The sequence below is a fragment of the Lacrimispora sp. 210928-DFI.3.58 genome (assembly GCF_020554865.1).
Lineage (GTDB): Bacteria > Bacillota > Clostridia > Lachnospirales > Lachnospiraceae > Enterocloster.
The window spans coordinates 70068-95744 of sequence record NZ_JAJCIC010000004.1; the positions used below are offsets into that span (position 1 = coordinate 70068).

The following is a 25677-nucleotide window of genomic DNA, read 5'->3' on the forward strand; positions in this document are numbered from 1 at the left end:
TTCATCAGAAAGGAGCACCTTATCATGAAACTACTTCGATCTTGTATTGCAGCCCCATTTCTTCTGCTCGCCCTCACAGGCTGTTCACAGAAGCCAGCCCAGACAGAAATGGCCCCCTCCGACATCGTGTCAGCCATTGCTGAAAGCCAGGCAAACCTTCCCGCTCTCACGACCATCACCTCAGAGCATGAAGACTTTGCCACATGGCTGACAGATTATTATCTCATTCCATCGGATCAGGTGGCGGATGGCTCCATCTCCTATGCAGAAGGTGTCGAAGCCAGCGAGATCGCTGTGCTTAGGATGGAGAAGGAAGAGGACTGTAAAACGGCAGAGAACGCATTAAAGGAATATCTGAAAAACAGGGCCGGGATTTTTGAGGGCTATGCACCCCAGCAGGCAGCATTGGTCAAAAATGGCGCCATAGCGGTAAATGGCTGCTTTCTGTCCCTGATGATCTGCCCGGATACGGGAGCAGCAAAGGCTGCTTTTTCAGGCTGCTTTGGAGACACTGCAAAAAAAGCGGACATACAGGCTCTGGAAAAAGCCAAGCTTTCTACTTCTGCCGGAGCAGAAAAGCAGGATTTTGCAAAAGCGGAGGATTCCTATGATCCGGAGGCCATTTTGCAGGCCTGGAGGACTGGGGATGATTCTGCTCTGTCAGAGAAAAACCGCCGTATTTTGAATGCAGCCAAAGACGTTCTTGAAAAAAACATTGACAGCCGCATGAGTGACTATGAAAAAGAGCTTGCCGTCCATGACTGGATCACAGACTGGTCCAGCTTTGACTACAGCGTGTTTGGCCGATCTGCATCAAAGGGCTTTAAAGAAAACAGCGACACACCCTACGGCGTTTTCATTGACCGGTCCGCCATGTGCCACGGCTACTCTTCCACCTTCCAGCTGCTCATGGACATGCTGGACATTGAATGCATTACCGTATATGGCATTCCCGGAAGCAATGGCGTGGAGCACTCATGGAATATGGTAAAGCTGGATGGAGAATGGTACTGTGTAGATGTGGCATGGGATGATCCCATCGGCGGAACACCCGGACATACCTATTTCAATGTGACGAGCAAGTATCTGAGGGACAGCGGCATCCATTCGTGGGAGGAAGGTTCTGTGCCGGAAGCTACTGCCACGGCCTACCGTTTTGGAAGCCATTGATCCGCACAGGCCCATGTGCCTTGCTCAGAAAGGAAGATATCATGAGAAGCGTGTTAGAAAACATCCATACCCCAAAGGACCTAAAACCGTTGTCTGCCAAAGAACTCATTCAGCTGTGCGGGGAAATACGTGAACAGCTGCTTTTCCGCCTCAGCGCAACAGGAGGCCATGTGGGCTCCAATCTGGCTGTCATTGAAGCCACGGTTGCCCTGCATTATGTCTTTGACTCCCCTGCTGACAAGATCATTTTTGATGTATCCCACCAGTGCTACACCCATAAGCTGCTGACTGGCCGCAAGGACGCCTACACCGATCCCGCCAGGTTTTCCTCTGTCAGCGGCTTTACCAATCCCGCCGAAAGTGAGCACGATATCTTTTCTGTAGGCCACACCTCTACAGCCATAAGCCTTGCCTGCGGACTGGCAAAGGGACGTGATCTGACAGGCAGCTCCTGCAATGTCATTGCGGTCGTGGGCGATGGCGCTCTAAGCGGCGGGCAGGCCTTTGAGGGACTAAACAATGCCGCTGCTCTTGGAAGCAATATCATCATTGTGATAAATGACAATGACATGAGCATTGCAGAGAACCACGGCGGCCTGTATGAAAATCTGCAGCTTCTGCGCAGGACAGAGGGGAAGGCCGCCTGCAATCTCTTTCAAGCTCTGGGCTTTGACTATCTCTTTGTCCGCGACGGCAATGACTTCAGGGAGATCTCAGAGGCTTTTATAAAGGTAAAGGATACCGGCCATCCCACCATTGTCCATATGTGCACTGTAAAAGGAAAGGGCTATCCATATGCGGAAGCAGACCGCGAGGCCTGGCATTACATGGGACCTTTTGACAGGAAAACAGGCATGCCCCTTCATCCGGCAGAGCCTGTTGAAACCTATGAGTCCCTGACCTGCCGGTACCTGGCTGCAAAAATGAAGGAGGATCCCACGATCACTGCCATCACTGCCGGAACGCCAAAAATCTTTGGCTTTGACGCCGGACTCAGGCAGCAGTTTCCGGAGCAGTTCGTGGATGTGGGGATCGCAGAGGGCCATGCAGTGGCCTTTGCCTCCGGCATTGCGAAAAATGGCGGAAAGCCTGTATTTGGCCTCAGCAGCTCCTTTCTCCAGAGAGCCTATGACCAGCTTTCCCAGGATCTGTCCCTGAATCAGAGCCCGGCAGTGATCCTGGTCTTCTTTGCAGGAATCTCCCAGGGCAGCCAGACCCATATGGGAGTGTTTGATATTCCTCTTGCCATGAACATTCCGGGCCTCCTCTATCTTGCCCCAACCTGCCGGGAAGAATATATAAGCATGCTGGAATGGGGCCTTTGCCAGACCTCCCAGCCTGTGATGATCCGTGTGCCTGGGATCGAAACAGCCACCAGAAATGCCTCTCTGCTGCCAGACTACCGCTCTCCCGCAAAATATGAGCTTGTAAAACAGGGCGATACCGTGGCCCTTCTGGCACTTGGAAAATGTTTCCAACTGGGATCAAAGGTAAGAGAACAGCTGAAAGCTGTCCACGGAATCCGGGCCACACTCATCAATCCCCGCTATATTTCTGATATGGATGAGGAACTGCTGCGGTCTCTGCCTGAAAATGGACACCAGCTGGTAGTCACATTGGAGGACGGCGTGATCGACGGGGGCTTTGGCGAAAAAATTGCAAGATTTTACGGAACCTCCTCCATGAAGGTACTGAACTTCGGAGCCAGAAAGGAATTTGTGGACCATATGCCAGTGGAAATGCAGTATGAGAGGTATCATCTCACCCCTGACTGCGTGGTCTCTGATATCATCCACGCGCTGAAGCATTTCTAAGCAGGCTTCTCCGCCTGGGGCGGGCCGTGTAAACGTCATACTTTCTCTCCAACGCAGTGCGGCCCTGCCGTTTTTTATTGCATAGGAATCTTTGCAGGAGTCTCATATGCAACAAAAACGGCACAGCCAAAGCTGCACCGTCTCTTACAACATATCTCTCTGAAATTATGCCTCACCATTCTCCTGCTGTCCCTTATCCTGCTCCTCCGGCTGGACCAGTCCGCCAGCCAGCTCATTGCGGTTGGAAGATACGATGTCATAGCTGGACTGCATGGAGCTCATGAAAGAATCAAAACGGCCCTTTGCCCCCTCCATGGTGTGGTTGATGATGGTCTGGAGGCTCCGCAGCATATCATCGGTGTACTGGATAGAGCTCTGGCGGATATTGTTGGCATCGTTGACCGCTGCGTCAACAATGGCCTGGGCCTGGATATTTGCCTGCTCTACCACCTCGTTGGCATGGGCATAGGCACGCTGCATGATCTCGTGCTCATTGATCATCTCTGTAGTCTGCTCACTTGCCTGGGCTACCATGGAGTCCGCCTGCTTCTTTGCATCATCCAGCATCGCGTCTGCCTGGGTCTGTGCCTCGCCCAGGATCGCCTCCTGCTGGCTGATGATCTTCTGGTATTTCTTGATCTCATCCGGAATACGCAGGCGCAGCTCTACTAACAGCTCCTCCAGTTCCTCCTTATTCACGATGATCTTGCTGTTGGACAATGCCTGGAACTTACAGCTGTCTATGTATTCCTCGATCTCGCTGATTAACTGCTCAATTCTGCTCATCATATTCATGTTCTCCTTACACTCTTGGCCTATTTATCCTCACTGCTGCCTGCAGGCCAGCTTTTCCCGCACCTTTTCTGCTATCATCGGATGGAGAAATTCGCTGATATCGCCGTGGTACTCTGCAATCTCCTTCACAATACTGGAACTCAAATAGGAATACCGCAGGTTCGTAGTCAAAAAAATCGTATCGATCTCCGGGGCAATGACACGGTTTGTCTGGGCCATCTGAAGCTCATACTCAAAATCTGTGATCGCCCTTAAACCTCTCACGATCACCCTTGCGCTGTTTTTGCGCAGGAAGTCGATCAAAAGCCCTTCAAAAGACTGCACCTCTACATTTGGCAGCCCTGCTGTTACCTCTCTTAACATATTAACACGTTCTTCCACGGAAAACAACGGAGATTTTGCCTTATTATTCAGAACTCCGATGATGACCTTGTCAAACATTTTCGCCGTGCGCTCAATGATATCTCCGTGTCCTAACGTCACCGGATCAAAGCTGCCCGGATATACTGCAATCCTCATTTACTCCCCCTTGCCAACAAAAATATGCTTGTTGGTCTTGTACTCTTTTGTCTTGATCAGATGATAGCCGGAATCCGCCAGCCAGGACACATCCGTCTCCTTTGAAGCCTCTATGATAATAAGCGTTTCCTCCGTCACCATAGGAGAATGGGACAGGTAATCCAGCACGCGGCGTTCATGGTCATGATTATAGGGCGGATCCATGAAGATGATATGGAAACGGTAATTTCTCCCCTCCAGCTTCTTAAGGCCGGAAATCACATCGCTCTCCATCACCAGAGCCCTGTCTCCCAGCTTTGTCCGCTCTAAATTCTCCCGGATACAGGAAATTGCTTTTCCATTATTCTCGATCATAACAGCCAGGCTGGCTCCACGGCTTAAGGCCTCTATGCCAATGGCTCCGCTTCCTGAAAACAGATCCAAAAACAGGCATCCCGGTATCTGGTTTTGAAGCATATTAAACAGGGTTTCCTTGATCCTGTCTGTGGTTGGCCTTGTCTCCATCCCTTCAACTGTCTTTAAAAGCAGCCTTCTTGCGCTGCCGGCAATCACTCTCATGCAATGCTCCCACTTTTTCTACTTTACAGAAGTAATTTTCATTCCAAACAAGTATAATATGAAAATGTCAGATGTACAAGGGGTTTTTCGCAGTTTTCAGGGTTTTTTGTAGCTACTGCGCAAATTGCCCCATGGCGGAGCAGTTACGTTATTTTATTTGGAAGAAGGGATTCCCTGAGCGATCCTTCCGGTGAATTCTGCGATGTTCATTGTCTGCATATAGATCTTTCCCGGCCCTGTAAGCTTGGTGAGAAACAGGCCCTCGCCGCCAAAGAAAATATTTTTCACGCCCTTCACCATCTCGATCTCATAGGATACGCTGGGTTCAAAGGCAAATACATTTCCGGTGTCCACCTTAATGGACTCGCCGGGAGCCAGCTCCTTTTCCACCAGATCGCCGTCCACCTCTAAAAACGCCATGCCGCTGCCCTGGATCTTCTGAAGGATAAAGCCCTCGCCGCCGAAGAATCCGGCTGATATCTTCTTTGTCAGCACCGTGCTGATCTCCACTGTAGGCTGCGCGCATAAAAATGCTCCTTTCTGGCAGATCAGGCTGGTCTTTGAAACATCCACTGTCATGATCTTCCCAGGCACGGTGGATGCAAAGGCAATGATGCTGTCCGGCCTCTCTGCAGTGTAGGTAGCCATAAACAAGGACTCTCCGGCAAACATCCTGCCAAGTCCCTTCATAAGCCCGCCCTTTACATTGGAATCCAGATGAAAGCCATCACTCATCCAGGCCATGCCGCCTGACTGCGTATACATTGCCTCTCCCGGCTGAAGCCTTACCTCAACTGCAGGGAGTGTCTCTCCTAAAATCCGATAATCCATAAAATATCCTCCTCCTTTTTCTTTAAAAATGAATATGAATTTGAGCAGTCTTCTGTATTAGTATAACACAAAACACACGTTCATTCTCTTACATTAGTCTTAAATTCTCCGCTCCTAATTTTTTACAATTTACGCAGAACCTTCTAGCGTAATATTTTTTTAATATCACATAATAGGATTGTAACACAAAACAAGCCGCGGACATCAAAAAGAACCGGGGCAAAAATATCACAAGGAGGCGTTTTATTATGTCTAACAACTCTAACAGAACAAATGTACCAGAAGCAAAGGAAGCAATGGACAAGTTTAAGATGGAGGTAGCAAACGAGATCGGTGTACCTTTATCTAACGGCTACAACGGCAACCTGACTTCCGCACAGAATGGTTCCGTAGGCGGCTATATGGTAAAAAAGATGATCGAGGCCCAGGAGCGTCAGATGGCAGGTAAATAAGGCCTTCCTTTCTGAATAGGTCAGAAAGAAACGGATCCCCAGGCTGTGTACATGTGCACAGTCCGGGGATTTTCTCTTTTATTGCTTCTATTCAACGATCACAACTTTTCCGATCCGCTCCTTCTCCGACTTCACATCATCTGCATACCCCAGGGCAGCCATGCCGTAGACCACATGGTTTTCCGGAACGCCGAAGGAGGTGAGGATCTCCCTGATCTCCGGGTTGTCACAGATCCCCTGGAGCTGGTTGATCCACACGGAGCCAATCCCCAGTGAGTGGGCTGCCAGAAAGATATTTTCCAGGGCGCAGGCATTGTCCTCCTTTCCATAGGGACTCTCCTTGTCATTTGACGGGATGATGAGCACCTCCGGCTGGTACATATCGTAGCCCTCGCGGCCCAGCACTTTTTCAATGGCCGCTGCCAGCATCCGGATCTTCTCCCGGTTCTTTACCGCTGTAAATTGCCAGGTCTGCCTTCCCATGCCGCTGGGTGCGTGAAGGGCAGCCTTCAGAATATTGTCCAGATCCTCCCCTGGGATCGGCTTATTTAAAAATTTCCTGGTGCTTCTCCTTGTAAGGATCACCTGTAATGTTTCGTTCATGGTCATTCTCTCCTCTTTGTTCCCTGAAGCCAGCCCTCAGTCAAGACTTCTGACAGCTCATGTGTCTTACCGGCACGCCCGGATCTTATGCTTGATGCTGCATGCTACAGGTTTAATTTATCATAGTGGCTGCCCAGATACTGCCCGATCCGCCGGCCCAGCTCCCTGTTTTCTTCCTTCTGGAGCTGAGGATCATCATCCAACAGCCGATTTACCTCCTCGGAGACCTGCTTTAAAATATTCGCATCCGTAAAAATATCTGCCAGCCGAAATTCCAGGTCGCCGCTCTGGCGCACCCCGAAAATGTCTCCTGGTCCCCGAAGCTTCAGATCCTCTGAGGCTATGTAAAAACCGTCATTGGATTTATTCAGGATATCTAATCTCTTCTGGGTATCCTGGTCCCCCGCACCATTTACCATAATGCAGTAGGATTGGGCCTTTCCCCTTCCCACACGGCCTCTCAGCTGGTGCAGCTGGGCCAGGCCGAAGCGCTCTGCATTTTCAATCATCATCACGGTGGCATTGGGGACATTTACCCCTACCTCGATGACCGTGGTGGACACCAGCACCTGGATCTGACCGGCGGCAAAGCGCTCCATGATATCGTTTTTCTCCTTTGGCTTCATCTTGCCGTGAAGGCAGGCGATCTGGATGGACTCCGGAAGCTCCTTTTTCAGGGTCTTTGTATAGTCCAGCACATTCTCCGCCTCGATCATTTCGCTGGCCTCCACCATAGGGCAGATCACATAGGCCTGATATCCGGCAGCGATCTGTTTCTCTATAAAGGCATAGGCCTTTGGGCGGTAATCCTGGCCTACTACACAATTTTTGATGGACTGGCGCCCCGCAGGAAGCTCATCGATCACAGAGATATCCAGATCTCCATACAGGATGATCGCCAGGGTCCGCGGGATCGGCGTGGCGCTCATGACCAGCACATGGGGCATTTCCCCCTTGCTGCTCAAAAGCTCCCGCTGTCCCACTCCGAACCGATGCTGCTCATCCGTTATCACAAGGGCCAGCTTGTCATATACCACCTTTTCCTGGATCAGCGCGTGGGTACCGATAATGATATCTGCCTCATGGGAGGTGATTTTCCCGTACGCAACCCGCTTTTCCTTCGCTGTCATGGAGCCTGTCACGAGAACCGCCTGTTTTTCAATCCCATGGGCTTCAAAAAGCTCTGTTATGGACTCAAAATGCTGCCTTGCCAACACCTCCGTGGGAACCATGAGGGCCCCCTGGTATCCATTGGAGGCCGCCTCCAAAAGCGCCAAAATGGCGATAATGGTCTTTCCGGACCCCACATCTCCCTGGATCAGACGGTTCATCACAAGGCCATTTTCCATATCACGGTAAACTTCCTGAAGAGTTCTCTCCTGGGCCCGGGTAAGGGCATAGGGAAGTCTCTCTTTCAGCTTATCTGCTTCCCGGGAATGAACCATGACAAAGTCAGAGTGCCTTTCCCCGCGGTGCTCCTTTAGCCGCCTTACTCCCACCAGGAACATAAAAAACTCGTCAAATACAAGGCGCTTTCTGGCAAACAGAAGCTCCTTCTGGTCCGCCGGAAAATGGATATGCTCCACTGCGTAATTGATCTCTGACAGCTGGTATTTCCTCCGCAGCCCGGCAGGCATATATTCCCGCTCCATCTGGCGGGCGAGAAGGGCCTGGCGCACAGCCTTCACAATGGTCTTGTTGCTGAGTCCCCTGGTCTGGCCGTAAACAGGCTGCATGGAATGGTTTACCGCCTCATAGCTTTCCGGAGTAAATACCTCCGGCTGCTCCATCACCAGACGTCCCCGTTTTTTTGCCACCCGTCCTCTGAACACATAGGGCACACCGCTTTTCAGATTCGCCCGCATATAGGGCATATTGTACCAGGCCAGCTGAAGGGAACCGGTCAGATCCTTGATCTGTGCAGATACCATCCGCATCCTGTTAAACGTAAGAAGATCCGGCTGCCGCGGGAGAATGGCAGACACGCTCATGACCGCCTGTTCCCTAAGCTGCCCGATAGGCACCGGATCCTCATAGGCATCATATGCCCTGGGATAATAGGAAAGGAGGTCATCAATCGTGATGACCCCTAGCTTTTCAAATAATTTTCCGGTTTTCTCTCCTACCCCTTTCAGGGTATTCACCTGCTGTCCGTTCACGTTGTCAGCTCTCCAATGCGTCCAGGCCCAGCTTGATGCAGCCCATAATGCCCTGGTCATCGTGAAGGCTGGCCGGAACAATGTAATTGTCTATGTCTGCCAGCTCCTTGGTGTTGATGTAGCCGTTTACCAGTTCCTTCACCTTGCCCCTGATCAGTGGGAACAACTGCTCCTGGTGCATAACGCCGCCGCCCAGAATGATCTTCTGCGGTGATAAGATCATAATATAATCGGTCAGAGCCTGTGCAATATAATAGCTCTCCAGCTCCCACACCTCCGGCTTATCGATCAGCTCGATTGCCTTTTTGCCCCATCTGGCCTCAATGGAAGGACCGCTTGCAAAGCCCTCCAGACAGTTGTGATGGCTTGGGCAGATACCGCCGTCCGGATCCTCCGGGTGACGTGTCAGAAGGATGTGGCCTCCCTCCGGATGGAGCATACCGTGGAGCAGCTTTCCATTTACCCACACGCCTACGCCTACTCCGGTTCCGATGGTGATATAGATCACGCTGTCAAGCCCTTTGGCGCAGCCGTAGGTCACCTCGCCCAGGCAGGAGCCGTTTACATCTGTATCAAGGCCGATCGGCACATCCAGCTCTTTTCTGAGATCGCCCAGCAGATCCTTATGGCGCCATGCAAGCTTTGGTGTGTCCAGAATATACCCATATGTTTCAGATCCAGGCTTCACATCCACTGGTCCAAAGGCTGCCACACCCAATGCATCGATCTTCTTGTCCTTAAAATATGCAATGATCTTTGGTATGGTCTCCTCCGGCGTTGTAGTTGGGATCGATACCTGCTCCAGAATCGTTCCATCTTCCTTTCCGATCGCACATACCATCTTTGTGCCGCCTGCTTCCAATGCTCCGATCAACATATTCACAAGTCCCCCTTATCCTAATTTTTCCTGCGTCCCAGGATCCTTAACAGATATACAAACAGATTGATAAAGTCCAGATACAGCTGCAGAGCAGAGAAAATAGAAGCCTTTGCAGCCATCTCAGGCATCTGGCCATAGTAGGCATGGTACGCCTGGATCTTCTTTGTATCATAAGCAGTGTATACCAGGAACAGGAAGATGCCAATGGTGGATACCACTGTCTCAAATGCGCTCAGGTCAATGAACATGGCAAAGATCCAATAGAAGGCCAGGAAGATCAGTCCGCCTAACATAAAGGGGCGCAGACTGCTGAAATTGATATTTCCAAACCAGCCGATCAGCGCCATGATCCCAAAGAACAAGGAGGTGATTCCAAATACCATCCACAGCACTGTCAGATCAAAAAGGATCAGGTAAGCGCAGAACACCACGCCGTTCAATGCCGCATAGAGGAAGAACATCGCTCTTGCCATACCCACAGACATTTTCTCGATCCTGGCAGATAAAAACATTACCACAGCAACCTCTGCGATCAGCAGCGCATAATACCAGTAAGGCATCTGATACACATAGATGATCGCTCTTGTCATATAGCCGCCTACGGCTACGATAAATGTGATCAGCAGTCCGGCAAACATCCAGCCAAAGGTCTTTGCCGTGTACCGTCCCAGGGAATCACCGGATACCTGCGCCTCATAGGAGGGCTGCATTCTCATTTCATCATTCATATTCAATTCTCCTTTTATTTTAATTTTTCGGCTCTGCAGGCATCTTCTCTGCCTGCAGCGCTTACTCTGCCGAAATCATATAGTAATATATGGGCTGACCGCCGTACTGGAGCTCAAATTCCTTATCCGGGAACAGCTCCTCTGCCTTTTCCTTCAGAACAGCTGCCTCTTCCTCCTGCACGTCGCTTCCATAATAAATGGTTACCAGTTCAGACTCCTCATCCAGCATTGCCTTCAAGGCATCTACCGCTGTGCTTGTAACTGCCTTGCCTACAGCCAGCATGCCGCCATCGCCGATAGCCATGATGTCGCCCTCCTCGATGTCCATGCCATCGATGTTGGTGGTACGCACAGCGTAAGTGATCTGTGCTGTCTTTACGCGCGCCATCTCTTCTGTCATGTTCTCCAGGTTTTCCTCCGGCGAGAGGTCCGGCATGAAATTCACCAGGGCTGTGATTCCCTGGGGAACAGTCTTTGACGGGATCACGATAATGTTCTTGTCCTCTGTCAGGTCTCTGGCCTGCTGGGCTGCCATGATGATATTTTTGTTATTTGGAAGGATAAAAATATTGTCGGCATTTACCTTGTCAATGGCATTCAGCATATCCTCTGTGCTGGGATTCATCGTCTGTCCGCCCTCGATCAGGTGATCTGCGCCGATCCCCTTAAAGATCTCGCTCAGACCCTCGCCGCTGGATACTGCGATAAAGCCATATTCCTTGCGCTCGGCCGCGGGCTCTTTTACACCGGATGCCTGGGCTGCCTGTTCCTTTGCCAGACGCTCGGAATCCTGGATCACCCGCTCCTGGTGCTCCTCCCGCATATTGTCCACCTTCATCCTGGAGAGAGAGCCATAGGTGAGTCCCTTCTCAAAGGCAAGGCCCGGATGATTGGTATGGACATGGATCTTCACGATCTCGTCGTCAGAGACAACTACCAGGGAATCACCGATGGATTCCAGATAGGACTTCATTTCCCGCTCATCTGTCTCTGTAAATTCCTTTTCAAGGTTGATGATGAACTCCGTGCAGTAGCCGAACTTGATGTCTGCTGTGTCAATATCCGTCCTGGCTGACCCTGCCGCCGCTCCCTCTGCTTTATCCGCAGTCTGCTTTGGCCGGTCCTCCACAGCAAAATCCACAGTCTTTCCTGTCAGGCCCTCAAACGCTCCCTTTATCACCTGCATCAGGCCCTGACCGCCGGAATCCACTACGCCTGCCTGCTTTAATACAGGAAGCATCTCCGGGGTCTGGTTCAGCACATAGTCGCCGTGCTCGATCAAGGCTTTTGCAAATTCCTCAATGTCATTTGTCTGGGTGGCCGTCTCGATGGCCTTGTCAGACAGTCCCCTGGCAACCGTAAGGATGGTGCCCTCTTTGGGCTTCATGACAGCCTTGTACGCTGTCTCTGTGCCACGCACCATGGCATTGGCCAGGATGGTGGTGTCAATCACGTCCACGGATTTGATTTCCTTTGTAAATCCTCTGAGAAGCTGGGACAGGATAACGCCGGAATTTCCTCTTGCGCCTCTTAAGGAGCCGGAGGAGATGGCCTTTGCCAGCTGATCCATGGTGGGATTTTCAAGAGCCGCTACCTCTCTGGCTGCGGCCATGATCGTCAGTGTCATATTTGTTCCCGTGTCCCCATCCGGTACCGGGAACACGTTTAATTCATTGATCCAGTCTTTTTTCGCTTCTAATCCTTTTGCTCCTGCCAGGAATGCATTCTTCACCATTCCGGCATCAATCGTACTTATACCCACGGGTAACTTCCTCCTAATCAATCACTCTGACGCCTTCCACAAAGATGTTGATCTTTTCAACCTCCAGGCCGGTGAATTCTTCTACTCTGTATTTCACGCTCTCGATCAAGTTGTCTGATACTGCCGATATACTGACACCATAGGATACGATCACATGAAAATCAATGGATATGCGGTTATCTGCAATATCCACATTAATGCCGTGGGTCAGGCTTTCCCGTTTCAGGAGCTTTACAAGACCATCCTTCATGCTGACAGCAGCCATGCCCACGATTCCGAAGCATTCTACTGCGATGGTTCCTGCATATAGAGCAATCACATCCGGGTTGATTTGGATTTCGCCCATCTTATTGCTGATTCGTCCCTTCATACACATGCCTCCAATCTTAATACTAGAGACAGTATACACCATTTTCAGAAAAAAAGAAATAAATTTTTGTTTTTCGCTTGCAAAATTTGAAAACATCTGGTATCATACATTTGTTGTGGATTTTGGTATATGAAATCCAAGTATCGGTTAAGGAGGTGCAATAGTATGGCTAAGTGTGCAATCTGTGAAAAGGCAGCTCATTTCGGAAACAAAGTGAGCCATTCCCATAGACGTTCCAACAAGATGTGGAAAGCAAACGTGAAATCTGTTAAAGTCAAGGTAAACGGTGGAACCCAGAGAATGTACGTATGTACTTCCTGCTTACGTTCTGGCCTTGTGGAGAGAGCTTAATCAGACAGAAACCAAAAGAACTCCGGTTAGAGATGTGCCGGAGTTCTTTTTTTCTTTTCTTCTGCTCCACTTCTCAGCAGCAGAACAGATTATATCCCAGTACCAGACAGCCGATGACAAAGAGAAAAGTAAATATGGTTTCCGGTATAAAAAGGAGCACTGCCATTCCCAGGCCAAAGCAGAACAGCATAAGCCCGCATATTCGTTTCATATCCTGATCCCTCCCAATTTCCGAAGTAAGCGTATTCCCACTATAGTCCATCATATGCAGAAAATCTTTTTTTCATTACTGCTTGACAATCTGCGCTCCCGTGCTAAAATAGATAACAGATGACATTATTTGGAAGCATAGCTCAGCCGGGATGAGCGTTCGCCTCACACGCGAAAGGTCAGGAGTTCGAGCCTCCTTGCTTCCACTCAAGTTTCTATGATCTAATCAGTGCTGTTATCCAGAGCTTTTAAGCTTGGCAATGGCACTGATTATTTTAGTTTCTGTGTACGCACCTAATAAAAATCTGTATTTAACAAAAAACGCGGCCAGCTGTATCTTAAGCCGGCCGCGGACTTTGTGTATTTGCGTATTCTCTGATACCTACTTTACCTCTTCCTTCACAACTCCGGCATCATACCCTGCAGCCGTGTCCTTTGCTGCCTGTACAGTCTCATCAGATACCGCTGGCTTTCCGCCCAGGAATTTGTTGATGAGGTCGGGAGCCATGTCGATGACCTTTGTAACGGCGTCCTGATTCTTGACATTTACCAGCTTTGTCACACCATTCTGGATGACCAGAACAGCGGAGGGACTCATTTTGGCGCTCATGCCGCCTCCTCCCCGCTGCTTCTGCTTGCTCCCCTCGGAAAATGCACCGGCAGCCATACCGCAGGTAACGTCAATGAGAGGGACAATGATGGTCTCGCCCACCTGCACTGGCTCGCCCACCACGGTTTTTGTAGTAACAAACTGGTCCAGACCCTTAAATATTGTTTCAATTGTAGATGTAAATTGATTCTCTGCCATATTATGTCCTCTTTCTCATTCTTTCTCAGGTATTTACTCTGAAAGTCCCGCCGCCGCAGGGCGGCACTAAGTTCAGGTATGCCCAATGCGTCCACCAGACTTTTATGGTGCGGTGGCACGTCCGCCTGCTGGACGCATGTAGGTTTGCTATTTGAGGAAGCCCCTTATGAGCCTGCGGGTGTGTTTGTCCTTCAAAATCCCTATGGCGAGCCAAAGGATATAACCGGCCCGCACCCTGCCCCTCAAAGCTCCTTCCGCCTCCAGTATCGTTTCATCAAATACAGGATGGATGGTGAGATGCCTGTGGCAGAAGGGATAGATCAGGCTGAATGCCTCCAGCACCTGCCCCGTAGTGTATGGGTCCTCAAAGCCAAATGTCAGGCTGCCCTTCCCTTTTCCCGGCATCACGTGGATAAGGAGGCGTTTGGCCTGTTTCAGTACAAGGCGGATAGACGCCTGGTTTTTCTCATCCTCCAGCCATGCCTTTTTTTCTGTCACAAGGTTCTTTCCATTTTTAAGCTTATCACAAATTGAGTAAAAAGAAAACTGAAGTTTCCCTGGGAGCGCTTGGATTTTTCCTGCCAGAGCCCGGATTTTAGCCAGAAGCCTTCCAATACGTCCAAGAGGGGGTGTTTCTGGCTGGCAGTCTGCCTCTTTCACATCGTCCCCCTGCTTCTCCATCCGCTCCTCTGCCTGCCTTCTAAACTGCGCTTCATCCTCCTCAAGCTGCCTGTAAATGTCCTGCTCATCTTCCTCTGTAACATCCTGCAAAACAGCACCCGGAACTTCATCCTCCTGTTTTCGGGGCTGCTTTGGCTCTTCACTTGCTTTCTCCCGGACATTTTCTTTTTCCTTAGGAGCGTTCTCCTCTTCCTCCTCCGGCCCAAAGAGCACCTGCCTCCACAAGGTAAAGCCCAGCACCTTTACCTGCAGGATAAGCCCTGTCTCCCGGCAATAGCTTCCTCTTACCGCCAATGCATGAAGGAGCCAGGTAACCGCAGCATTGGCCCTGGCAGTCTTGATATCATTGTGGTATTCCCCCTGGATGCGGTAGCGCACCGGAACAAAAAGCACCGCAAGGAACGCTGCCAGGAGAAGCCCGAATATGACTCCCAGAAGGACCAGCAGAACGATCCCTATTATTTTCAGCAATCCTTAAGCCTCCTTCAGTGTCTCCATATACTGGATCCAGTCAAATGCACCTGTGGCTCTGTACATATCATCCACCATGTCACGCACCACCTCGCAGGCCTCGCCATAGCCCTTTGCTGCTCCCAGGATGAGGAAATCCTCCCTCTCCCGTTCCGCCTTTGTTAAAAGGGACACAGGGCGTATATCAACTATATGATTCCCGCTCTCAGGCAAAGTAATCACATAGGTGTCCGGCATCCATTTTCCCTCCCGTATCCCTCTTAAGATACGAGACCTGTTTTCTGCGGCCTTTCTGCCCATGTATAAGTGCTTCCACCAGCGCATGTTATTTCCCCTGTTCTGCCTTTCTTCCCTGCTACATCATTTCCATGCTCATGATCTCATGGATCAGCCTGTCAAAGGCCTTCCGCTCAAATTCATCGCTGCAGCTCTCCAGGCTGTTTCTTATATAGCTCTGTGTCTCATCCAGTGAGGTGAAGAAGACAGGCAGGCTGGAGAGAATGCTCGCCATGGAGGCACGCACCAGAACCCTTGGCTGTTCCCTCCAGGCCTCTGTTATGTGTTCAAACAGCTCCTTTTCCTCCCTGTCAAGAAGGGCCTCGTCCACAACCTCCTCTTCAGCTTCCCTGTGCCCGTCCAGACTCATAAAGCTGCTTCCCGACATGAGCAGCTCTGTTTTACGCAAAGCCTCAAAAAGCGGATCGTCCTGCTGTCCCTCCAGGGTGTCAGAGGAAACGCTGCTTCTCATCCACTGCTCATAGTAGGCCTCCTGCTTTCCCTCCAGGAAGGTCAGCTTTTCCGTAACCTCCTCCGGGATAGGCCTTTTATCTCCTGCAGTAAACAAGGCCTGGATATCGGACAAAAGCCCCTTGATCTCCCGTTCCTCCGATACATCCATCATGGAGGTGTCCCTTGTAAGGCATAGCACATAAAGGTCATTTACAAGCTCTGCAAAAAGCTGCATATCCCCAGAAATGTCCAAAAGGGTGTGACCAGCCTCCTCCAGCCTCCCTGCCAGGCTGCGGTAGGCTTCTGCCGTCAAACTGCGGTAATCTGCCCCTTTCAGCTGTCCCAGGATCTCATGGAGCCCCTCATAGCCAGGTTCTGCTGTCTTAGGCTCATACAGGAAGGCCTGGGCCCCCAGGATATAGAGCATATCCTTAAGGCCTTCTGCGGGACCTCCCTTGTAGACTCTCAACGCTTCCTCCACCATTGAAAAAAATTTCTGCTTTGTCAGGCGCACCGGAAGCTGGCTGAGCACTGTCCTAATGCGCTCGTTCATCACTGCGACATCCTTTGTTCCAGTGATATAGTTCATAATATCAGCCGTGAGCGCTTCGCTGTCCACCACCTCGTCCCTGCCGTCCAAAAGCTGAGGTGAAAACCGCAGCTCCAGACGGTTCAGCACATACTCGTAGGCCTGAAAGCTGTCCGTATAAGCCGTTGTCCTCTCCATCTCACGGATGGCCTCCTCCCGCAGAGCGTCCAAGCTCTCCATATCCCGCTTTCCATCAAGAAAGCCTTTCAATATGCCATGAAAACGGCCGGAAAGCTCCTCAAGCCTCTGTCCGGCAAAGCCTTCCTCAAAAATGGTCTCATAATAGGTGTAATAATTCAGCGCCAGCCGCACATAGGCGTAATGGCAGGCAGCAGAAAGCTGTTTTTTTATCCTTTTTCCTTCCACGTTTTCCTCTCCTAACCCTTTTTCTGCTGGTGATCCAGAAGGCAGAGCCGCACCAGATCCAGAGCCTTCATCATGGACTGCTCCCTTATCTTGCTCCGGTTTCCCTTAAACTGGTATCTTCTGGCCTCCACCCGGCCCCTGACAGCACAGGCCATATATACAAGCCCTACCGGCTTTTCCTTTGAACCCCCGTCCGGTCCTGCAAGCCCGGTGATCGCCACACACACATCTGTGCCGGCCGCCTTTGCTCCTCCCAAAGCCATCTCTCTGGCTGTCTCCTCGCTGACAGCTCCCCAGGCCTTCAGGGTCTCCTCCCGCACTCCCAGAAGGCGCATTTTCGCCTCATTGGAGTAGGTCACCATGCCCTCTGTGAATACCTCCGACACGCCGGAGACATTTACCAGGCGGGCAGCAACCATACCCCCAGTACAGGACTCTGCCGTTGACATGGTAAAGCCATTTTTCTTCAACAGCTCCGCCACTGCCATTTCCAGAGTCACATCCTCAGAATCCGTGAAGATGGCATTGCCAAACCTGCTGTGAAGCTCCTGCAGTACAGGGGCAATAAGCGCTTCGCCCTCGCCTTCCGTGCCAGCCCTGGCAGTTAAACGGATATGGACCTCCGCCGTCTTTGCATAGGTTGCGATGGTCGGATTCGTCTGATTGTCGATGAGATCCAGGATCTTGTCCTCCACCTGGCTCTCCCCATAGCCGCAGATCTTCACCATCTTTGACACGAGCACGGCCTGCCTGCGTTTTTGAAGATAAGGAAAGACCTGGCTCTGGAACATGGGATACAGCTCTCCCGGAGGGCCTGGCAGGATTATGGCTGTCTTTCCATTTTTTTCCAGAATGAGTCCGGGAGCCATGCCATTGAAGTTGTCAAGCACCGCTGCGCCTGCAGGCACCGTGGCCATCTTCCAGTTGTTATCCGGGATTTCTTTATAAATATTGTTCCGGAAAAATGCTTCCAGCCTCTCCCTTGTATGAGGATCCTCCACCAGCTCCATGCCCATGACATCGGCGCATACCTCCTTTGTCATGTCGTCCTCTGTGGGCCCCAGCCCTCCTGTGAGGATCACTACATCGGAACGGTCAAGGGCAGTCTCGATCACAGAATGCATCCTGCCGTAATTATCTCCCACTGTTACCTGGTAGTACATATCAAGTCCCAGCATGGCGCATTTCTCCGCCAGATACTGGGCATTGCTGTTTACAATATTTCCCATAAGGATCTCTGTCCCCACAGAAATCAGCTCCACCGTCATGCTACATGCCTCCCTCTGTCAGCACCTTGCTGTTCTTCGCCACATAGTCTACCAGAGAAATGATGGTGAGGGCGACGGCGATCCATACCATGATCGTTGTAACAATGGCCAATGCCGGGAAATTGAAGATCAAAAGCACCACTGCGATCATCTGGAAGGTGGTCTTGAATTTTCCCCAGTAGCTGGCCGCAATGACAATGCCATTGTTTGCCGCCACCAGCCGGAAGCCGCTGATGATGAACTCACGGCTGATGATAATGATGACGATCCAGGCAGGAAGCTGTCCCAGCTCGATCAGGCAGATCAATGCGGAGCACACAAGGAGCTTGTCCGCCAGAGGATCCATAAATTTTCCAAAATTTGTCACCAAGTTATATTTGCGGGCAATTTTGCCGTCCAGAAGGTCAGTCAGGCTGGCTATGATAAAGATCACATTGGCAGCAATGCGCATACTCTGGTTTTCCCCTCCCTGAAACAGCAGGGCTGCAACAAAAAACGGGATCAGACACACACGAAGGACAGTCAGTTTATTGGGCAGATTCATGATACACCTCTCCTATCAGATCATATTCGGCGGCTCCTGTTACCTTCACTTTCACAAAGTCGCCTGACATCAACAGTTCATCGGCATTGACGAAGATAAGGCCGTCCACATTTGGTGCATCCATATAGGTGCGTCCCACATAGGCCGGTTCGTCTGCCACCTTTCCCTCTATCATCACGGTGAGCACCTTCCCCACCATGCTCTCACAGTGTTCAAAGGCGATCTCCTGCTGGAGCTCCATGATCTCGTCCCGGCGCTCCTCTTTTACCTCCTGAGGGACCTGGTCAGGATAAGAATAGGCCGGGGTATCCTCCTCCGCAGAGTAGGGAAATACCCCCAGACGCTCAAACTCCATCTCGTCCACAAACTCCAGCAGCTCCTCATGGTCCTCCTCTGTCTCTCCCGGAAAGCCGGAGATCAGGGTGGTGCGGAGGACAATGTCGGGGATCTCCGCCCGGAGCTTTGCAATGCGCTCCTTCAGTTCCTCCTTGTTGGTACGCCTTCCCATGCGCTTTAAGATGCGGTTGCTGGCATGCTGGATGGGGATATCCAGATAGTGGCATACTTTTTCCTCTGTCTTTATGGTCTCGATCAGCTCATCTGTGATCTCCTCCGGATAGCAGTACTGGATGCGGATCCAGTAGATGCCCGGTATCTTTGCCAGCTCCTTTAAAAGCTTGGGAAGGGACTTCTCCCCATAGATATCCTTTCCGTAAAGAGTGGTCTCCTGCGCCACCAGGATCAGCTCCTTCACTCCCCCCTCTGCCAGCTCCCTTGCCTCCCGGAGCAGGTCCTCCATGGGCACGCTGCGGTAAGGCCCCCGAAGATATGGGATAATGCAGTAGGTGCAGCGCTTGTCACACCCTTCGGCGATCTTTAAAAAGGCGTAATGTCCGCCTGTAGTCACCATGCGCTTTGAAGACTCCTTTGGCAGCTCCGATAGGTCGTGAAAGCAGGAAATACCCTTTGCCTGGCTGCCTCCTTTGCTCTCATCTGAGCCGGAAGCCTCAAAAAGCTCCCTTACGACCCTGCTGATCTCCTCATAAGAGGTAGTACCTAAAATGGCATCTACCTCCGGGATCTCCTCCAGGATCTCCTGTTTATATCTCTGCGCCAGGCATCCTGCTACGATCAGGGCCCTACAGACCCCTTCCTCCTTATAGCGGGCCATGTCCAGGATCGTATTGACGCTTTCCTCCTTTGCATCGCCGATAAAGCAGCAGGTATTGATAAGGATGATATCCGCCTCTGCCTCATCGTCCGTAAAGGAAAGCCCCATGTTCCCTAAAAGTCCCAGCATTTTCTCCGTATCCACCAGGTTCTTGTCGCAGCCCAAGGACACACAAAATAACTTCCTATTTTCCATAAAAACTCCTAATGGTAACTGTTCAGTACCCTCACAGTTACAAGCAAAAATCCATTTAAAATCGGCTCCGCCGATAGGATTTTTGCCTTCTGGCCCAGGTTGTCTTACGGTCAGCGCAGCAAGTGCGCAGACCTACTGAACAGTTACTCCTAATGAACATTTAAGCCATCTCCCGGAAACAGCGGTAGGACTGGTCGGAGATGGCTTATAAATTTATTCGCTGACCTCTTCTTCTGTCTTCTCTTCCTCCGGAAGAACTTTCACCTTCTGGTGGTACAGCTCATCAATGGCAACAGACAAAGGCTTCTTCCCTGCTGCACCTGCAACCATGGGCTCCTCGCCGCCGATCAGCTGTCTGGCACGCTTAGAGGCTGCGATCACGATAGAGTAGCGGCTCTGTACAACCGGCTGCTCTCCTGGCTCGATATCGCTGTTTACAACGTCAATTAAATCTGTGTATGATGGATGTAACATTTTACATTCCCCTTTCAAAATAGTAATATATGATTTACTTGTTATTCTCGTCCAGATGGCACAGTTCATCCCGCATCCTGCTTAAGAAATCCAGGTGATAGGCTGTTCTTCTGTGCTGAAGCTTTATCAGCTGGTGCATCTCCTCCACGCAGCGGTCAATGTCATCATTGATCAGCAGGTAGTCATAAGCCTCCATACCGGAAGCTTCCTCTGCTGCCCGAAGGAGCCTGGCATTGATCACCTCGATGGTCTCTGTCCCACGGCCGATCAGCCTGCGGCGCAGCTCCTCTGCGCTGGGCGGTGTCACAAAGAGGAGAAGGGCTTCCGGAAAACGCTTTTTTACCTTCAATGCACCCTGGATCTCAATCTCCAGGATCACATCCTTTCCCTCTGCCATCTTCTGCTGCACATATTCCTTGGGCGTGCCATAGTAGTGGTTCACATACTGGGCATACTCCACCAGCTTGTGCTCCTCTATCATCTGCTGGAACTGCTCCTTTGAGACGAAGAAATAAGCTTCCCCGTCCTTTTCCCCTTCACGTGGCTGTCTGGTGGTGGCAGATACGGACAGCGCATAGTTGTCGTATCTCTTCAAAAGCTCCTTCATGAGCGTGCCCTTGCCAGCGCCGGAAAATCCGGATACTACCACTAAAATCCCTTGATGTTCCATGCTTCCTCCTGCATCTCTTAGTGTACTCTGGGAGTCTCTTTGTGCCCGATTTTGTGAGATGATTTTTTGTCAGCTGTGCTCAAATTTATGAGGCGTACGCGGCGCATACGTTGATTAAATTTGGGTGCAGCTGGCGGAAAATCAGCCGCAAAAGCGGGTGCAGGGGAGATTCCGAAAGTACACCTTACTCAATATTCTGGATCTGTTCTCTTACCTTTTCAATCTCCGTCTTAAGGGCAATGGCCTTGTCGGAGATCGACAGATCGTTCGCCTTGGAAAGAATGGTGTTGGCCTCCCGGTTCATCTCCTGGGCAATGAAATCCAGCTTTCTTCCCACGCTCTCGCCGCTTAAAAGCTCTTTCCTCGTGTTCTCAATGTGGCTTCTTAAGCGCACAGTCTCCTCATCCACACAGATCTTATCTGCATAAATGACGACCTCTGCTGCAATGCGTCCCTCATCAATGGCAGCTCCATTTAAGAGTTCCTTAACCTTGTCCTCCAGCTTCGTCCTGTACTCCGCCAGGATCTGCGGCGAGCGCTCCTCTACAAAGCTTACCATCTCAGACATATAGTCCAGCTTGCCCAGCAGGTCCTGCTTTAAATGCTCTCCCTCTACTTCTCTGGAATGGACAAACTTCTCTGCCGCAGACTCCAGGGCTGTGGAAAGGATCTCCCACAGATGTTCCTCATCATCCGGAACCTGCTCCATGGTGAGCACCTCCGGAAGCTTTGCCAGAACGGAAGCCTTCATATCATTCTGTACACCGAACTCCTCTTCCATCTTCTTAAAATAGTCCACATACTCTGCAGCCAGGGCCCGGTTATATTTCAGGCAGAGATTTCCCTCCGTATAATCCTCGTAATTGATGAAAAGGTCAACCTTTCCTCTCTGGATATATTTTTTCAGAAGCGTGCGGATGGAGGCCTCAAAGTAATTGAACTTTTTAGGCATCTTGATGCTCAGATCCAGATACCTGTGGTTCACGGCCTTCATTTCGACAGAAATCTTGTATTCATTCGTGATATTCTCGCACCTGCCGAAACCGGTCATGCTTTTTAACATAACGGAATGCCTCTCTTTCGTTTTTACTCCATAGTTAAATATCATTATAATTCATAAGCCGGGGCAAGTCAACCGCTAACCCCTTTTCTATCGGCGGAATTTGTGGTATTCTTATAACAGTTCAGACGGCGGGGAAATCTATGAAAAAATAGCCGTCAAGCTTTCTTGTAAGGCCATTTTTTCATAGATTTCCACATCGGATGGACATCCGATGCTTCTTGTCCGGCCTAGCCGGGCAAGAAGATCCCCCGTCTGAACGGCTGCGTATTCTTATATAAAGGAGTGACATTCCATGGCATTTGACGGTATTACCATTGCAAATCTGGTCCATGAGCTTAAGCACACCTTAGAGGGCGGGCGCATTTCCAAGATCGCCCAGCCGGAAAAGGACGAGCTGCTTATCGCCATAAAGAATAACAAAGAAAACTACAGGCTTCAGATATCTGCCAGCGCAAGCCTTCCGCTGATCTATCTGACAGATAACAACAAGCCCAGCCCCATGACAGCGCCTAATTTTTGTATGCTTTTAAGGAAGCATATCGGCAGCGCCCGCATTGTATCGGTCTCCCAGCCAGGGCTGGAGCGCATTATCCGGTTTGAGCTGGAGCATCTGGATGAAATGGGTGATGTGTGCCGCAAGAAGCTGATCGTAGAGATCATGGGAAAGCACAGCAATATCATTTTCTGCAAGGACGACAACACCATTATCGACAGCATCAAGCATGTGTCTGCCAATATGAGTTCTGTCCGGGAGGTCCTTCCGGGACGTGATTATTTTATCCCGCAGACAGTGGAAAAGGGGGATCCGCTCACCTTGACAGAGGAGGCATTCCGCCGGGCCATGGCTGCCTCCCCCATGCCGGTGCAGAAGGCCCTTTACTGCTCTTTCACAGGTATCAGCCCTATCATTGCCCAGGAGATCTGCCATCTGGCCTCCATTGACGGGGACCACTCTGCCAATGAACTGACAGAGCCGGAGCTCATCCATCTGTACCATACCTTCCGCCTTATGATGGAGGATGTAAAGGAAGGAAAATTTTCTCCCGCCATTGTCTACGAGGATGATATCCCGGTGGAATACGCCTCCTTTCCTCTCACCTGCTTTGAGGGGGAGGGCTACAGCAGAAAGGACTTTGATTCCATCAGTACCCTGCTGGCCCGGTTTTATTCCTCCAGGGACGCTGTTACCAGGATCCGTCAGAAATCCTCCGACCTGCGGCGTATTGTTCAGACAGCCTTAGAGCGCAATTATAAAAAATACGATCTCCAGCTAAAGCAGTTAAAGGACACGGAAAAGCGGGAAAAATACCGGATATACGGGGAGCTTCTGAACACCTACGGCTATGAGCTTTCCGGCGGTGAGCGCTCTTTCAAGTGTCTGAACTACTACACCAACGAAGAGATCACCATTCCCCTGGATCCCCAGCTTTCCGCAAAAGACAATGCCAAAAAGCATTTTGACAAATACAATAAGCTGAAACGCACCTATGAGGCTTTGGCCCAGTTGACAGGGGAGACAAGGGCAGAGATCGACCATCTGGAATCTGTCAGCGCTTCCTTAGATATCGCCCTGGCGGAAAATGACCTGGTACAGATCAAGGAGGAGCTCATGGAGTACGGCTATGTGAAGAAACGCCGCCCCAGCGATAAGCGGCCAAAGGTCACCAGCCGTCCCTTCCATTATCTCTCCTCCGACGGCTTCCACATCTATGTCGGAAAGAACAATTACCAGAATGAGGAGCTGACCTTTAAGGTGGCAAACGGCGGTGACTGGTGGTTCCATGCCAAAGGCATACCCGGCTCCCACGTCATTGTAAAGGCAGAGGGCCAGGCTGATCTCCCGGACCGTGTATTCGAGGAAGCCGGGGCATTGGCTGCCTACTATTCCAAGGCCCGTGACAATGACAAGGTAGAGATCGATTATATCCAGCGTAAGAATATCCGCAAGGTAGCAGGATCTGCGCCGGGCTTTGTGATCTACCACACCAACTATTCCCTGGTAGCGTCTCCTTCCTGCCATCTCACCCAGGTGGAATAAGTCCTTCTGCCTTGCCGGAGGCTATGTCAATGGCTTCCGGGCAGGCCGCGGCAGGGCAGGATGACTCGGCCGGACTCCGGCAAAGCAGGATGACTCAGCGGCAGCTCCGGCAAAGCGGGCGGCTCCGGCGGGAATTCCGGCGGCACAGGAGGTGCAGGCTGTCTCCACAATGGCCTGCCCTCTTTCTCTCACATAGTCTTTTACATACTCCTCCACGATCTCCCCATTTCTCTCTCCCAGAACGCTCTGCAGCTCCTTTAAGGTCAGCTGACCCTTAAAATACATGGCTGCCACCTCCATGGATCCATTTCCTATTGCTGCGATCAGCTCTAACTGCGTCACGTTCCATCCCTCCCTTACCTTTCTCTGCTTTTCGCGCACTTCAATAATATATGAGGGATTTTCCGCTAATATGACGTTTTTTTCTGTCTTCAATAATTTGTAAGTATTTCTTCAAACTCCGTCCACGAATATCCTGTATAATAAATATAGAAAATTAGGCGTCTCTTATCAGACGCATACAAAGGAGGAACCCTATGGATACAAACAAAAAAGTCTTAATTGGGGCCATCGCGGCAGCGGTCGTCATCGGAGGCACAGCCATCGGCTTTATCTTAAGCCGCACCCCGGAGAAGGCAGATCTGTCTTCCATCCACACAGAGGCTGCCACGGAACCGGCAAAGGAGACCATGGCGCCTGAGCCTTCCACAGAGGCCCCCACACAAAGCACAGAGACAGCGCCTGAGGCTGCCTCCAATATCACAGCAAGCATTGAGACCTATACCTCAGGAAAGATCTCCATCCAGTATCCTGCCGTCCAGGAGATGGAGGATACCGCAAAACAGGATCAGATCAACCAGCTGTTAAAGGGCAATGCCCTTTCCGTCATAAAAGCCAATGGCCTGGATGATTCAAAGGACAGCCTTACCGTCAAGTGCAAGGTCATATCCGCTGACAGGAAGCGTCTGACAGCCGCCTATACCGGCACTCTCACAGTAGAAAATGCCGCCCACCCCGTGGATCTCTTCTACTCCAACACCGTGAACCTGACACAGGTACAGAACATTGGCCTGAGTGATTACACAGATGCCTATACCATGGCCGGCTATGTGCTGAGCGATGATGTGGAGTTCTCCGGCATTTCCGCTGATGTGGAGGCACAGGTGCTTGAGTTCAGGAATACCCTGGACATCGATACCCTTACTGCCATCTTTGACTCCGCGGACTTTCCACTGGCTTCCGAGGAGATCTGGCCTGAGTCCTTCAGCTATGAGAAGCAGGGAACCATTTACTTTTCCATGCCTGTGCCTCATGCAATGGGGGATTACGTCATCGTATCTTTTGACCCGTCCACCAAATAATATTTGCGAAGGCACCACATTTGGTATATAATGATTGAAAATTCAAC

Annotated in this window: 28 protein-coding genes and 1 tRNA gene; 7 read left to right on the plus strand and 22 right to left on the minus strand. The window is 50.8% G+C overall.

Going from position 1 to position 25677, the window contains the following annotated elements:
- The first annotated feature begins 24 nt into the window (after positions 1–24).
- Both LIZ87_RS04010 and LIZ87_RS04015 read left to right on the plus strand, forming a co-directional pair.
- Positions 25–1170 (plus strand): DUF4358 domain-containing protein, encoded by a 1146-nt coding sequence (locus tag LIZ87_RS04010; RefSeq protein ID WP_227145425.1) that lies wholly within the window; start codon positions 25–27, stop codon positions 1168–1170.
- 41 nt (positions 1171–1211) lie between these two features.
- Positions 1212–2984 carry a 1-deoxy-D-xylulose-5-phosphate synthase gene (locus tag LIZ87_RS04015; protein ID WP_227145427.1) on the plus strand — a complete coding sequence of 591 codons (1773 nt, stop codon included), beginning with the start codon at positions 1212–1214 and terminating at the stop codon, positions 2982–2984.
- Positions 2985–3149: 165 nt separating this feature from the next.
- On the opposite strand, the gene LIZ87_RS04020 is transcribed toward LIZ87_RS04015, so the two are convergent.
- From LIZ87_RS04020 to LIZ87_RS04035, 4 genes are all read right to left on the minus strand, one after another.
- Entirely contained in the window at positions 3150–3773 is a 624-nt protein-coding gene (locus LIZ87_RS04020; protein ID WP_178313201.1) for a vacuolar family H+-ATPase subunit H, read from the minus strand.
- Positions 3774–3809: 36 nt separating this feature from the next.
- Positions 3810–4298: a pantetheine-phosphate adenylyltransferase gene (gene coaD / locus LIZ87_RS04025; protein WP_178313202.1), complete on the minus strand. Its 489-nt coding sequence runs from the start codon at positions 4296–4298 to the stop codon at positions 3810–3812.
- Positions 4299–4856 (minus strand): 16S rRNA (guanine(966)-N(2))-methyltransferase RsmD, encoded by a 558-nt coding sequence (gene rsmD, locus LIZ87_RS04030; RefSeq protein ID WP_227145429.1) that lies wholly within the window; start codon positions 4854–4856, stop codon positions 4299–4301. It lies immediately after the preceding gene.
- 153 nt (positions 4857–5009) lie between these two features.
- Positions 5010–5687: a TIGR00266 family protein gene (locus LIZ87_RS04035; protein ID WP_178313204.1), complete on the minus strand. Its 678-nt coding sequence runs from the start codon at positions 5685–5687 to the stop codon at positions 5010–5012.
- Positions 5688–5935: 248 nt separating this feature from the next.
- Here LIZ87_RS04035 and LIZ87_RS04040 point away from each other — a divergent pair, with 248 nt between their 5' ends.
- The gene (locus LIZ87_RS04040; RefSeq protein WP_178313205.1) at positions 5936–6139 is read left to right on the plus strand and encodes an alpha/beta-type small acid-soluble spore protein; all 204 of its coding nucleotides are present in this window, start codon (positions 5936–5938) and stop codon (positions 6137–6139) included.
- 87 nt (positions 6140–6226) lie between these two features.
- Here LIZ87_RS04040 and LIZ87_RS04045 read toward each other — a convergent pair whose 3' ends face one another.
- From LIZ87_RS04045 to LIZ87_RS04070, 6 genes are all read right to left on the minus strand, one after another.
- The gene (locus LIZ87_RS04045) at positions 6227–6742 is read right to left on the minus strand and encodes a nitroreductase family protein (protein ID WP_178313206.1); all 516 of its coding nucleotides are present in this window, start codon (positions 6740–6742) and stop codon (positions 6227–6229) included.
- Between the two features lie 104 nt (positions 6743–6846).
- A complete protein-coding gene (gene recG / locus LIZ87_RS04050) occupies positions 6847–8901 on the minus strand; it encodes an ATP-dependent DNA helicase RecG (protein WP_227145431.1) in 2055 nt (684 codons plus the stop codon).
- Between the two features lie 4 nt (positions 8902–8905).
- Positions 8906–9778, minus strand: coding sequence for an ROK family protein (locus tag LIZ87_RS04055; protein WP_178313222.1), 873 nt, complete (start codon positions 9776–9778; stop codon positions 8906–8908).
- Positions 9779–9798: 20 nt separating this feature from the next.
- On the minus strand, positions 9799–10509 hold the full coding sequence (locus LIZ87_RS04060; RefSeq protein WP_178313208.1) for a Bax inhibitor-1/YccA family protein: 711 nt from the start codon (positions 10507–10509) through the stop codon (positions 9799–9801).
- A gap of 61 nt (positions 10510–10570) precedes the next feature.
- A complete protein-coding gene (locus LIZ87_RS04065; protein WP_178313209.1) occupies positions 10571–12271 on the minus strand; it encodes a DAK2 domain-containing protein in 1701 nt (566 codons plus the stop codon).
- A gap of 13 nt (positions 12272–12284) precedes the next feature.
- Positions 12285–12641 (minus strand): Asp23/Gls24 family envelope stress response protein, encoded by a 357-nt coding sequence (locus LIZ87_RS04070; protein WP_178313210.1) that lies wholly within the window; start codon positions 12639–12641, stop codon positions 12285–12287.
- Positions 12642–12806: 165 nt separating this feature from the next.
- Here LIZ87_RS04070 and rpmB point away from each other — a divergent pair, with 165 nt between their 5' ends.
- Positions 12807–12992, plus strand: a complete 186-nt coding sequence (rpmB, locus tag LIZ87_RS04075) for a 50S ribosomal protein L28 (RefSeq protein WP_066548750.1) — start codon at positions 12807–12809, stop codon at positions 12990–12992.
- A 73-nt stretch (positions 12993–13065) separates the two neighbouring features.
- On the opposite strand, the gene LIZ87_RS04080 is transcribed toward rpmB, so the two are convergent.
- Positions 13066–13203 (minus strand): hypothetical protein, encoded by a 138-nt coding sequence (locus LIZ87_RS04080; protein ID WP_166436606.1) that lies wholly within the window; start codon positions 13201–13203, stop codon positions 13066–13068.
- A gap of 131 nt (positions 13204–13334) precedes the next feature.
- Here LIZ87_RS04080 and LIZ87_RS04085 point away from each other — a divergent pair.
- A tRNA-Val gene (locus tag LIZ87_RS04085) sits at positions 13335–13408 on the plus strand.
- A gap of 176 nt (positions 13409–13584) precedes the next feature.
- On the opposite strand, the gene LIZ87_RS04090 is transcribed toward LIZ87_RS04085, so the two are convergent.
- The 10 genes from LIZ87_RS04090 to LIZ87_RS04135 form a co-directional block, all read right to left on the minus strand.
- The gene (locus tag LIZ87_RS04090) at positions 13585–14010 is read right to left on the minus strand and encodes a GerW family sporulation protein (RefSeq protein WP_178313211.1); all 426 of its coding nucleotides are present in this window, start codon (positions 14008–14010) and stop codon (positions 13585–13587) included.
- 147 nt (positions 14011–14157) lie between these two features.
- Positions 14158–15162 carry a DUF2953 domain-containing protein gene (locus LIZ87_RS04095; protein ID WP_178313212.1) on the minus strand — a complete coding sequence of 335 codons (1005 nt, stop codon included), beginning with the start codon at positions 15160–15162 and terminating at the stop codon, positions 14158–14160.
- Positions 15163–15165: 3 nt separating this feature from the next.
- Positions 15166–15462 (minus strand): hypothetical protein, encoded by a 297-nt coding sequence (locus LIZ87_RS04100; protein ID WP_178313213.1) that lies wholly within the window; start codon positions 15460–15462, stop codon positions 15166–15168.
- 55 nt (positions 15463–15517) lie between these two features.
- Positions 15518–16846: a hypothetical protein gene (locus tag LIZ87_RS04105; protein WP_178313214.1), complete on the minus strand. Its 1329-nt coding sequence runs from the start codon at positions 16844–16846 to the stop codon at positions 15518–15520.
- Positions 16847–16857: 11 nt separating this feature from the next.
- Entirely contained in the window at positions 16858–18114 is a 1257-nt protein-coding gene (locus tag LIZ87_RS04110) for a competence/damage-inducible protein A (protein WP_178313215.1), read from the minus strand.
- A gap of 1 nt (position 18115) precedes the next feature.
- Positions 18116–18658 carry a CDP-diacylglycerol--glycerol-3-phosphate 3-phosphatidyltransferase gene (gene pgsA, locus LIZ87_RS04115; RefSeq protein WP_227145433.1) on the minus strand — a complete coding sequence of 181 codons (543 nt, stop codon included), beginning with the start codon at positions 18656–18658 and terminating at the stop codon, positions 18116–18118.
- Positions 18642–20024: a 30S ribosomal protein S12 methylthiotransferase RimO gene (rimO, locus tag LIZ87_RS04120; RefSeq protein WP_227145435.1), complete on the minus strand. Its 1383-nt coding sequence runs from the start codon at positions 20022–20024 to the stop codon at positions 18642–18644. The genes pgsA and rimO overlap by 17 nt, the downstream gene beginning before the upstream one ends.
- A gap of 213 nt (positions 20025–20237) precedes the next feature.
- Entirely contained in the window at positions 20238–20498 is a 261-nt protein-coding gene (gene rpoZ / locus LIZ87_RS04125) for a DNA-directed RNA polymerase subunit omega (protein ID WP_178313218.1), read from the minus strand.
- A gap of 34 nt (positions 20499–20532) precedes the next feature.
- The gene (gene gmk, locus LIZ87_RS04130; RefSeq protein ID WP_178313219.1) at positions 20533–21168 is read right to left on the minus strand and encodes a guanylate kinase; all 636 of its coding nucleotides are present in this window, start codon (positions 21166–21168) and stop codon (positions 20533–20535) included.
- A 184-nt stretch (positions 21169–21352) separates the two neighbouring features.
- Positions 21353–22231 carry a YicC/YloC family endoribonuclease gene (locus LIZ87_RS04135; RefSeq protein ID WP_178313220.1) on the minus strand — a complete coding sequence of 293 codons (879 nt, stop codon included), beginning with the start codon at positions 22229–22231 and terminating at the stop codon, positions 21353–21355.
- Between the two features lie 292 nt (positions 22232–22523).
- Here LIZ87_RS04135 and LIZ87_RS04140 point away from each other — a divergent pair, with 292 nt between their 5' ends.
- Positions 22524–24269, plus strand: a complete 1746-nt coding sequence (locus tag LIZ87_RS04140; protein WP_227145437.1) for an Rqc2 family fibronectin-binding protein — start codon at positions 22524–22526, stop codon at positions 24267–24269.
- Between the two features lie 21 nt (positions 24270–24290).
- Here LIZ87_RS04140 and LIZ87_RS04145 read toward each other — a convergent pair whose 3' ends face one another.
- Positions 24291–24611 (minus strand): hypothetical protein, encoded by a 321-nt coding sequence (locus LIZ87_RS04145; protein WP_227145439.1) that lies wholly within the window; start codon positions 24609–24611, stop codon positions 24291–24293.
- Between the two features lie 194 nt (positions 24612–24805).
- Between LIZ87_RS04145 and LIZ87_RS04150 the strand changes: the two genes are divergently transcribed.
- Positions 24806–25630: a hypothetical protein gene (locus LIZ87_RS04150; protein ID WP_178317280.1), complete on the plus strand. Its 825-nt coding sequence runs from the start codon at positions 24806–24808 to the stop codon at positions 25628–25630.
- The last annotated feature ends 47 nt before the right edge of the window (positions 25631–25677 follow it).

Coding starts and splice junctions, on each gene's coding strand:
- LIZ87_RS04010 (WP_227145425.1), top strand. CDS start 25: ATGAAACTACTTCGATCTTGTATTGCAGCCCCATTTCTTCTGCTCGCC.
- LIZ87_RS04015 (WP_227145427.1), top strand. CDS start 1,212: ATGAGAAGCGTGTTAGAAAACATCCATACCCCAAAGGACCTAAAACCG.
- LIZ87_RS04020 (WP_178313201.1), bottom strand. CDS start 3,773: ATGATGAGCAGAATTGAGCAGTTAATCAGCGAGATCGAGGAATACATA.
- coaD (WP_178313202.1), bottom strand. CDS start 4,298: ATGAGGATTGCAGTATATCCGGGCAGCTTTGATCCGGTGACGTTAGGA.
- rsmD (WP_227145429.1), bottom strand. CDS start 4,856: ATGAGAGTGATTGCCGGCAGCGCAAGAAGGCTGCTTTTAAAGACAGTT.
- LIZ87_RS04035 (WP_178313204.1), bottom strand. CDS start 5,687: ATGGATTATCGGATTTTAGGAGAGACACTCCCTGCAGTTGAGGTAAGG.
- LIZ87_RS04040 (WP_178313205.1), top strand. CDS start 5,936: ATGTCTAACAACTCTAACAGAACAAATGTACCAGAAGCAAAGGAAGCA.
- LIZ87_RS04045 (WP_178313206.1), bottom strand. CDS start 6,742: ATGAACGAAACATTACAGGTGATCCTTACAAGGAGAAGCACCAGGAAA.
- LIZ87_RS04055 (WP_178313222.1), bottom strand. CDS start 9,778: ATGTTGATCGGAGCATTGGAAGCAGGCGGCACAAAGATGGTATGTGCG.
- LIZ87_RS04060 (WP_178313208.1), bottom strand. CDS start 10,509: ATGAATGATGAAATGAGAATGCAGCCCTCCTATGAGGCGCAGGTATCC.
- LIZ87_RS04070 (WP_178313210.1), bottom strand. CDS start 12,641: ATGAAGGGACGAATCAGCAATAAGATGGGCGAAATCCAAATCAACCCG.
- rpmB (WP_066548750.1), top strand. CDS start 12,807: ATGGCTAAGTGTGCAATCTGTGAAAAGGCAGCTCATTTCGGAAACAAA.
- LIZ87_RS04080 (WP_166436606.1), bottom strand. CDS start 13,203: ATGAAACGAATATGCGGGCTTATGCTGTTCTGCTTTGGCCTGGGAATG.
- LIZ87_RS04090 (WP_178313211.1), bottom strand. CDS start 14,010: ATGGCAGAGAATCAATTTACATCTACAATTGAAACAATATTTAAGGGT.
- LIZ87_RS04100 (WP_178313213.1), bottom strand. CDS start 15,462: ATGGGCAGAAAGGCCGCAGAAAACAGGTCTCGTATCTTAAGAGGGATA.
- LIZ87_RS04110 (WP_178313215.1), bottom strand. CDS start 18,114: ATGACGGTGGAGCTGATTTCTGTGGGGACAGAGATCCTTATGGGAAAT.
- pgsA (WP_227145433.1), bottom strand. CDS start 18,658: ATGAATCTGCCCAATAAACTGACTGTCCTTCGTGTGTGTCTGATCCCG.
- rimO (WP_227145435.1), bottom strand. CDS start 20,024: ATGGAAAATAGGAAGTTATTTTGTGTGTCCTTGGGCTGCGACAAGAAC.
- rpoZ (WP_178313218.1), bottom strand. CDS start 20,498: ATGTTACATCCATCATACACAGATTTAATTGACGTTGTAAACAGCGAT.
- gmk (WP_178313219.1), bottom strand. CDS start 21,168: ATGGAACATCAAGGGATTTTAGTGGTAGTATCCGGATTTTCCGGCGCT.
- LIZ87_RS04135 (WP_178313220.1), bottom strand. CDS start 22,231: ATGTTAAAAAGCATGACCGGTTTCGGCAGGTGCGAGAATATCACGAAT.
- LIZ87_RS04140 (WP_227145437.1), top strand. CDS start 22,524: ATGGCATTTGACGGTATTACCATTGCAAATCTGGTCCATGAGCTTAAG.
- LIZ87_RS04150 (WP_178317280.1), top strand. CDS start 24,806: ATGGATACAAACAAAAAAGTCTTAATTGGGGCCATCGCGGCAGCGGTC.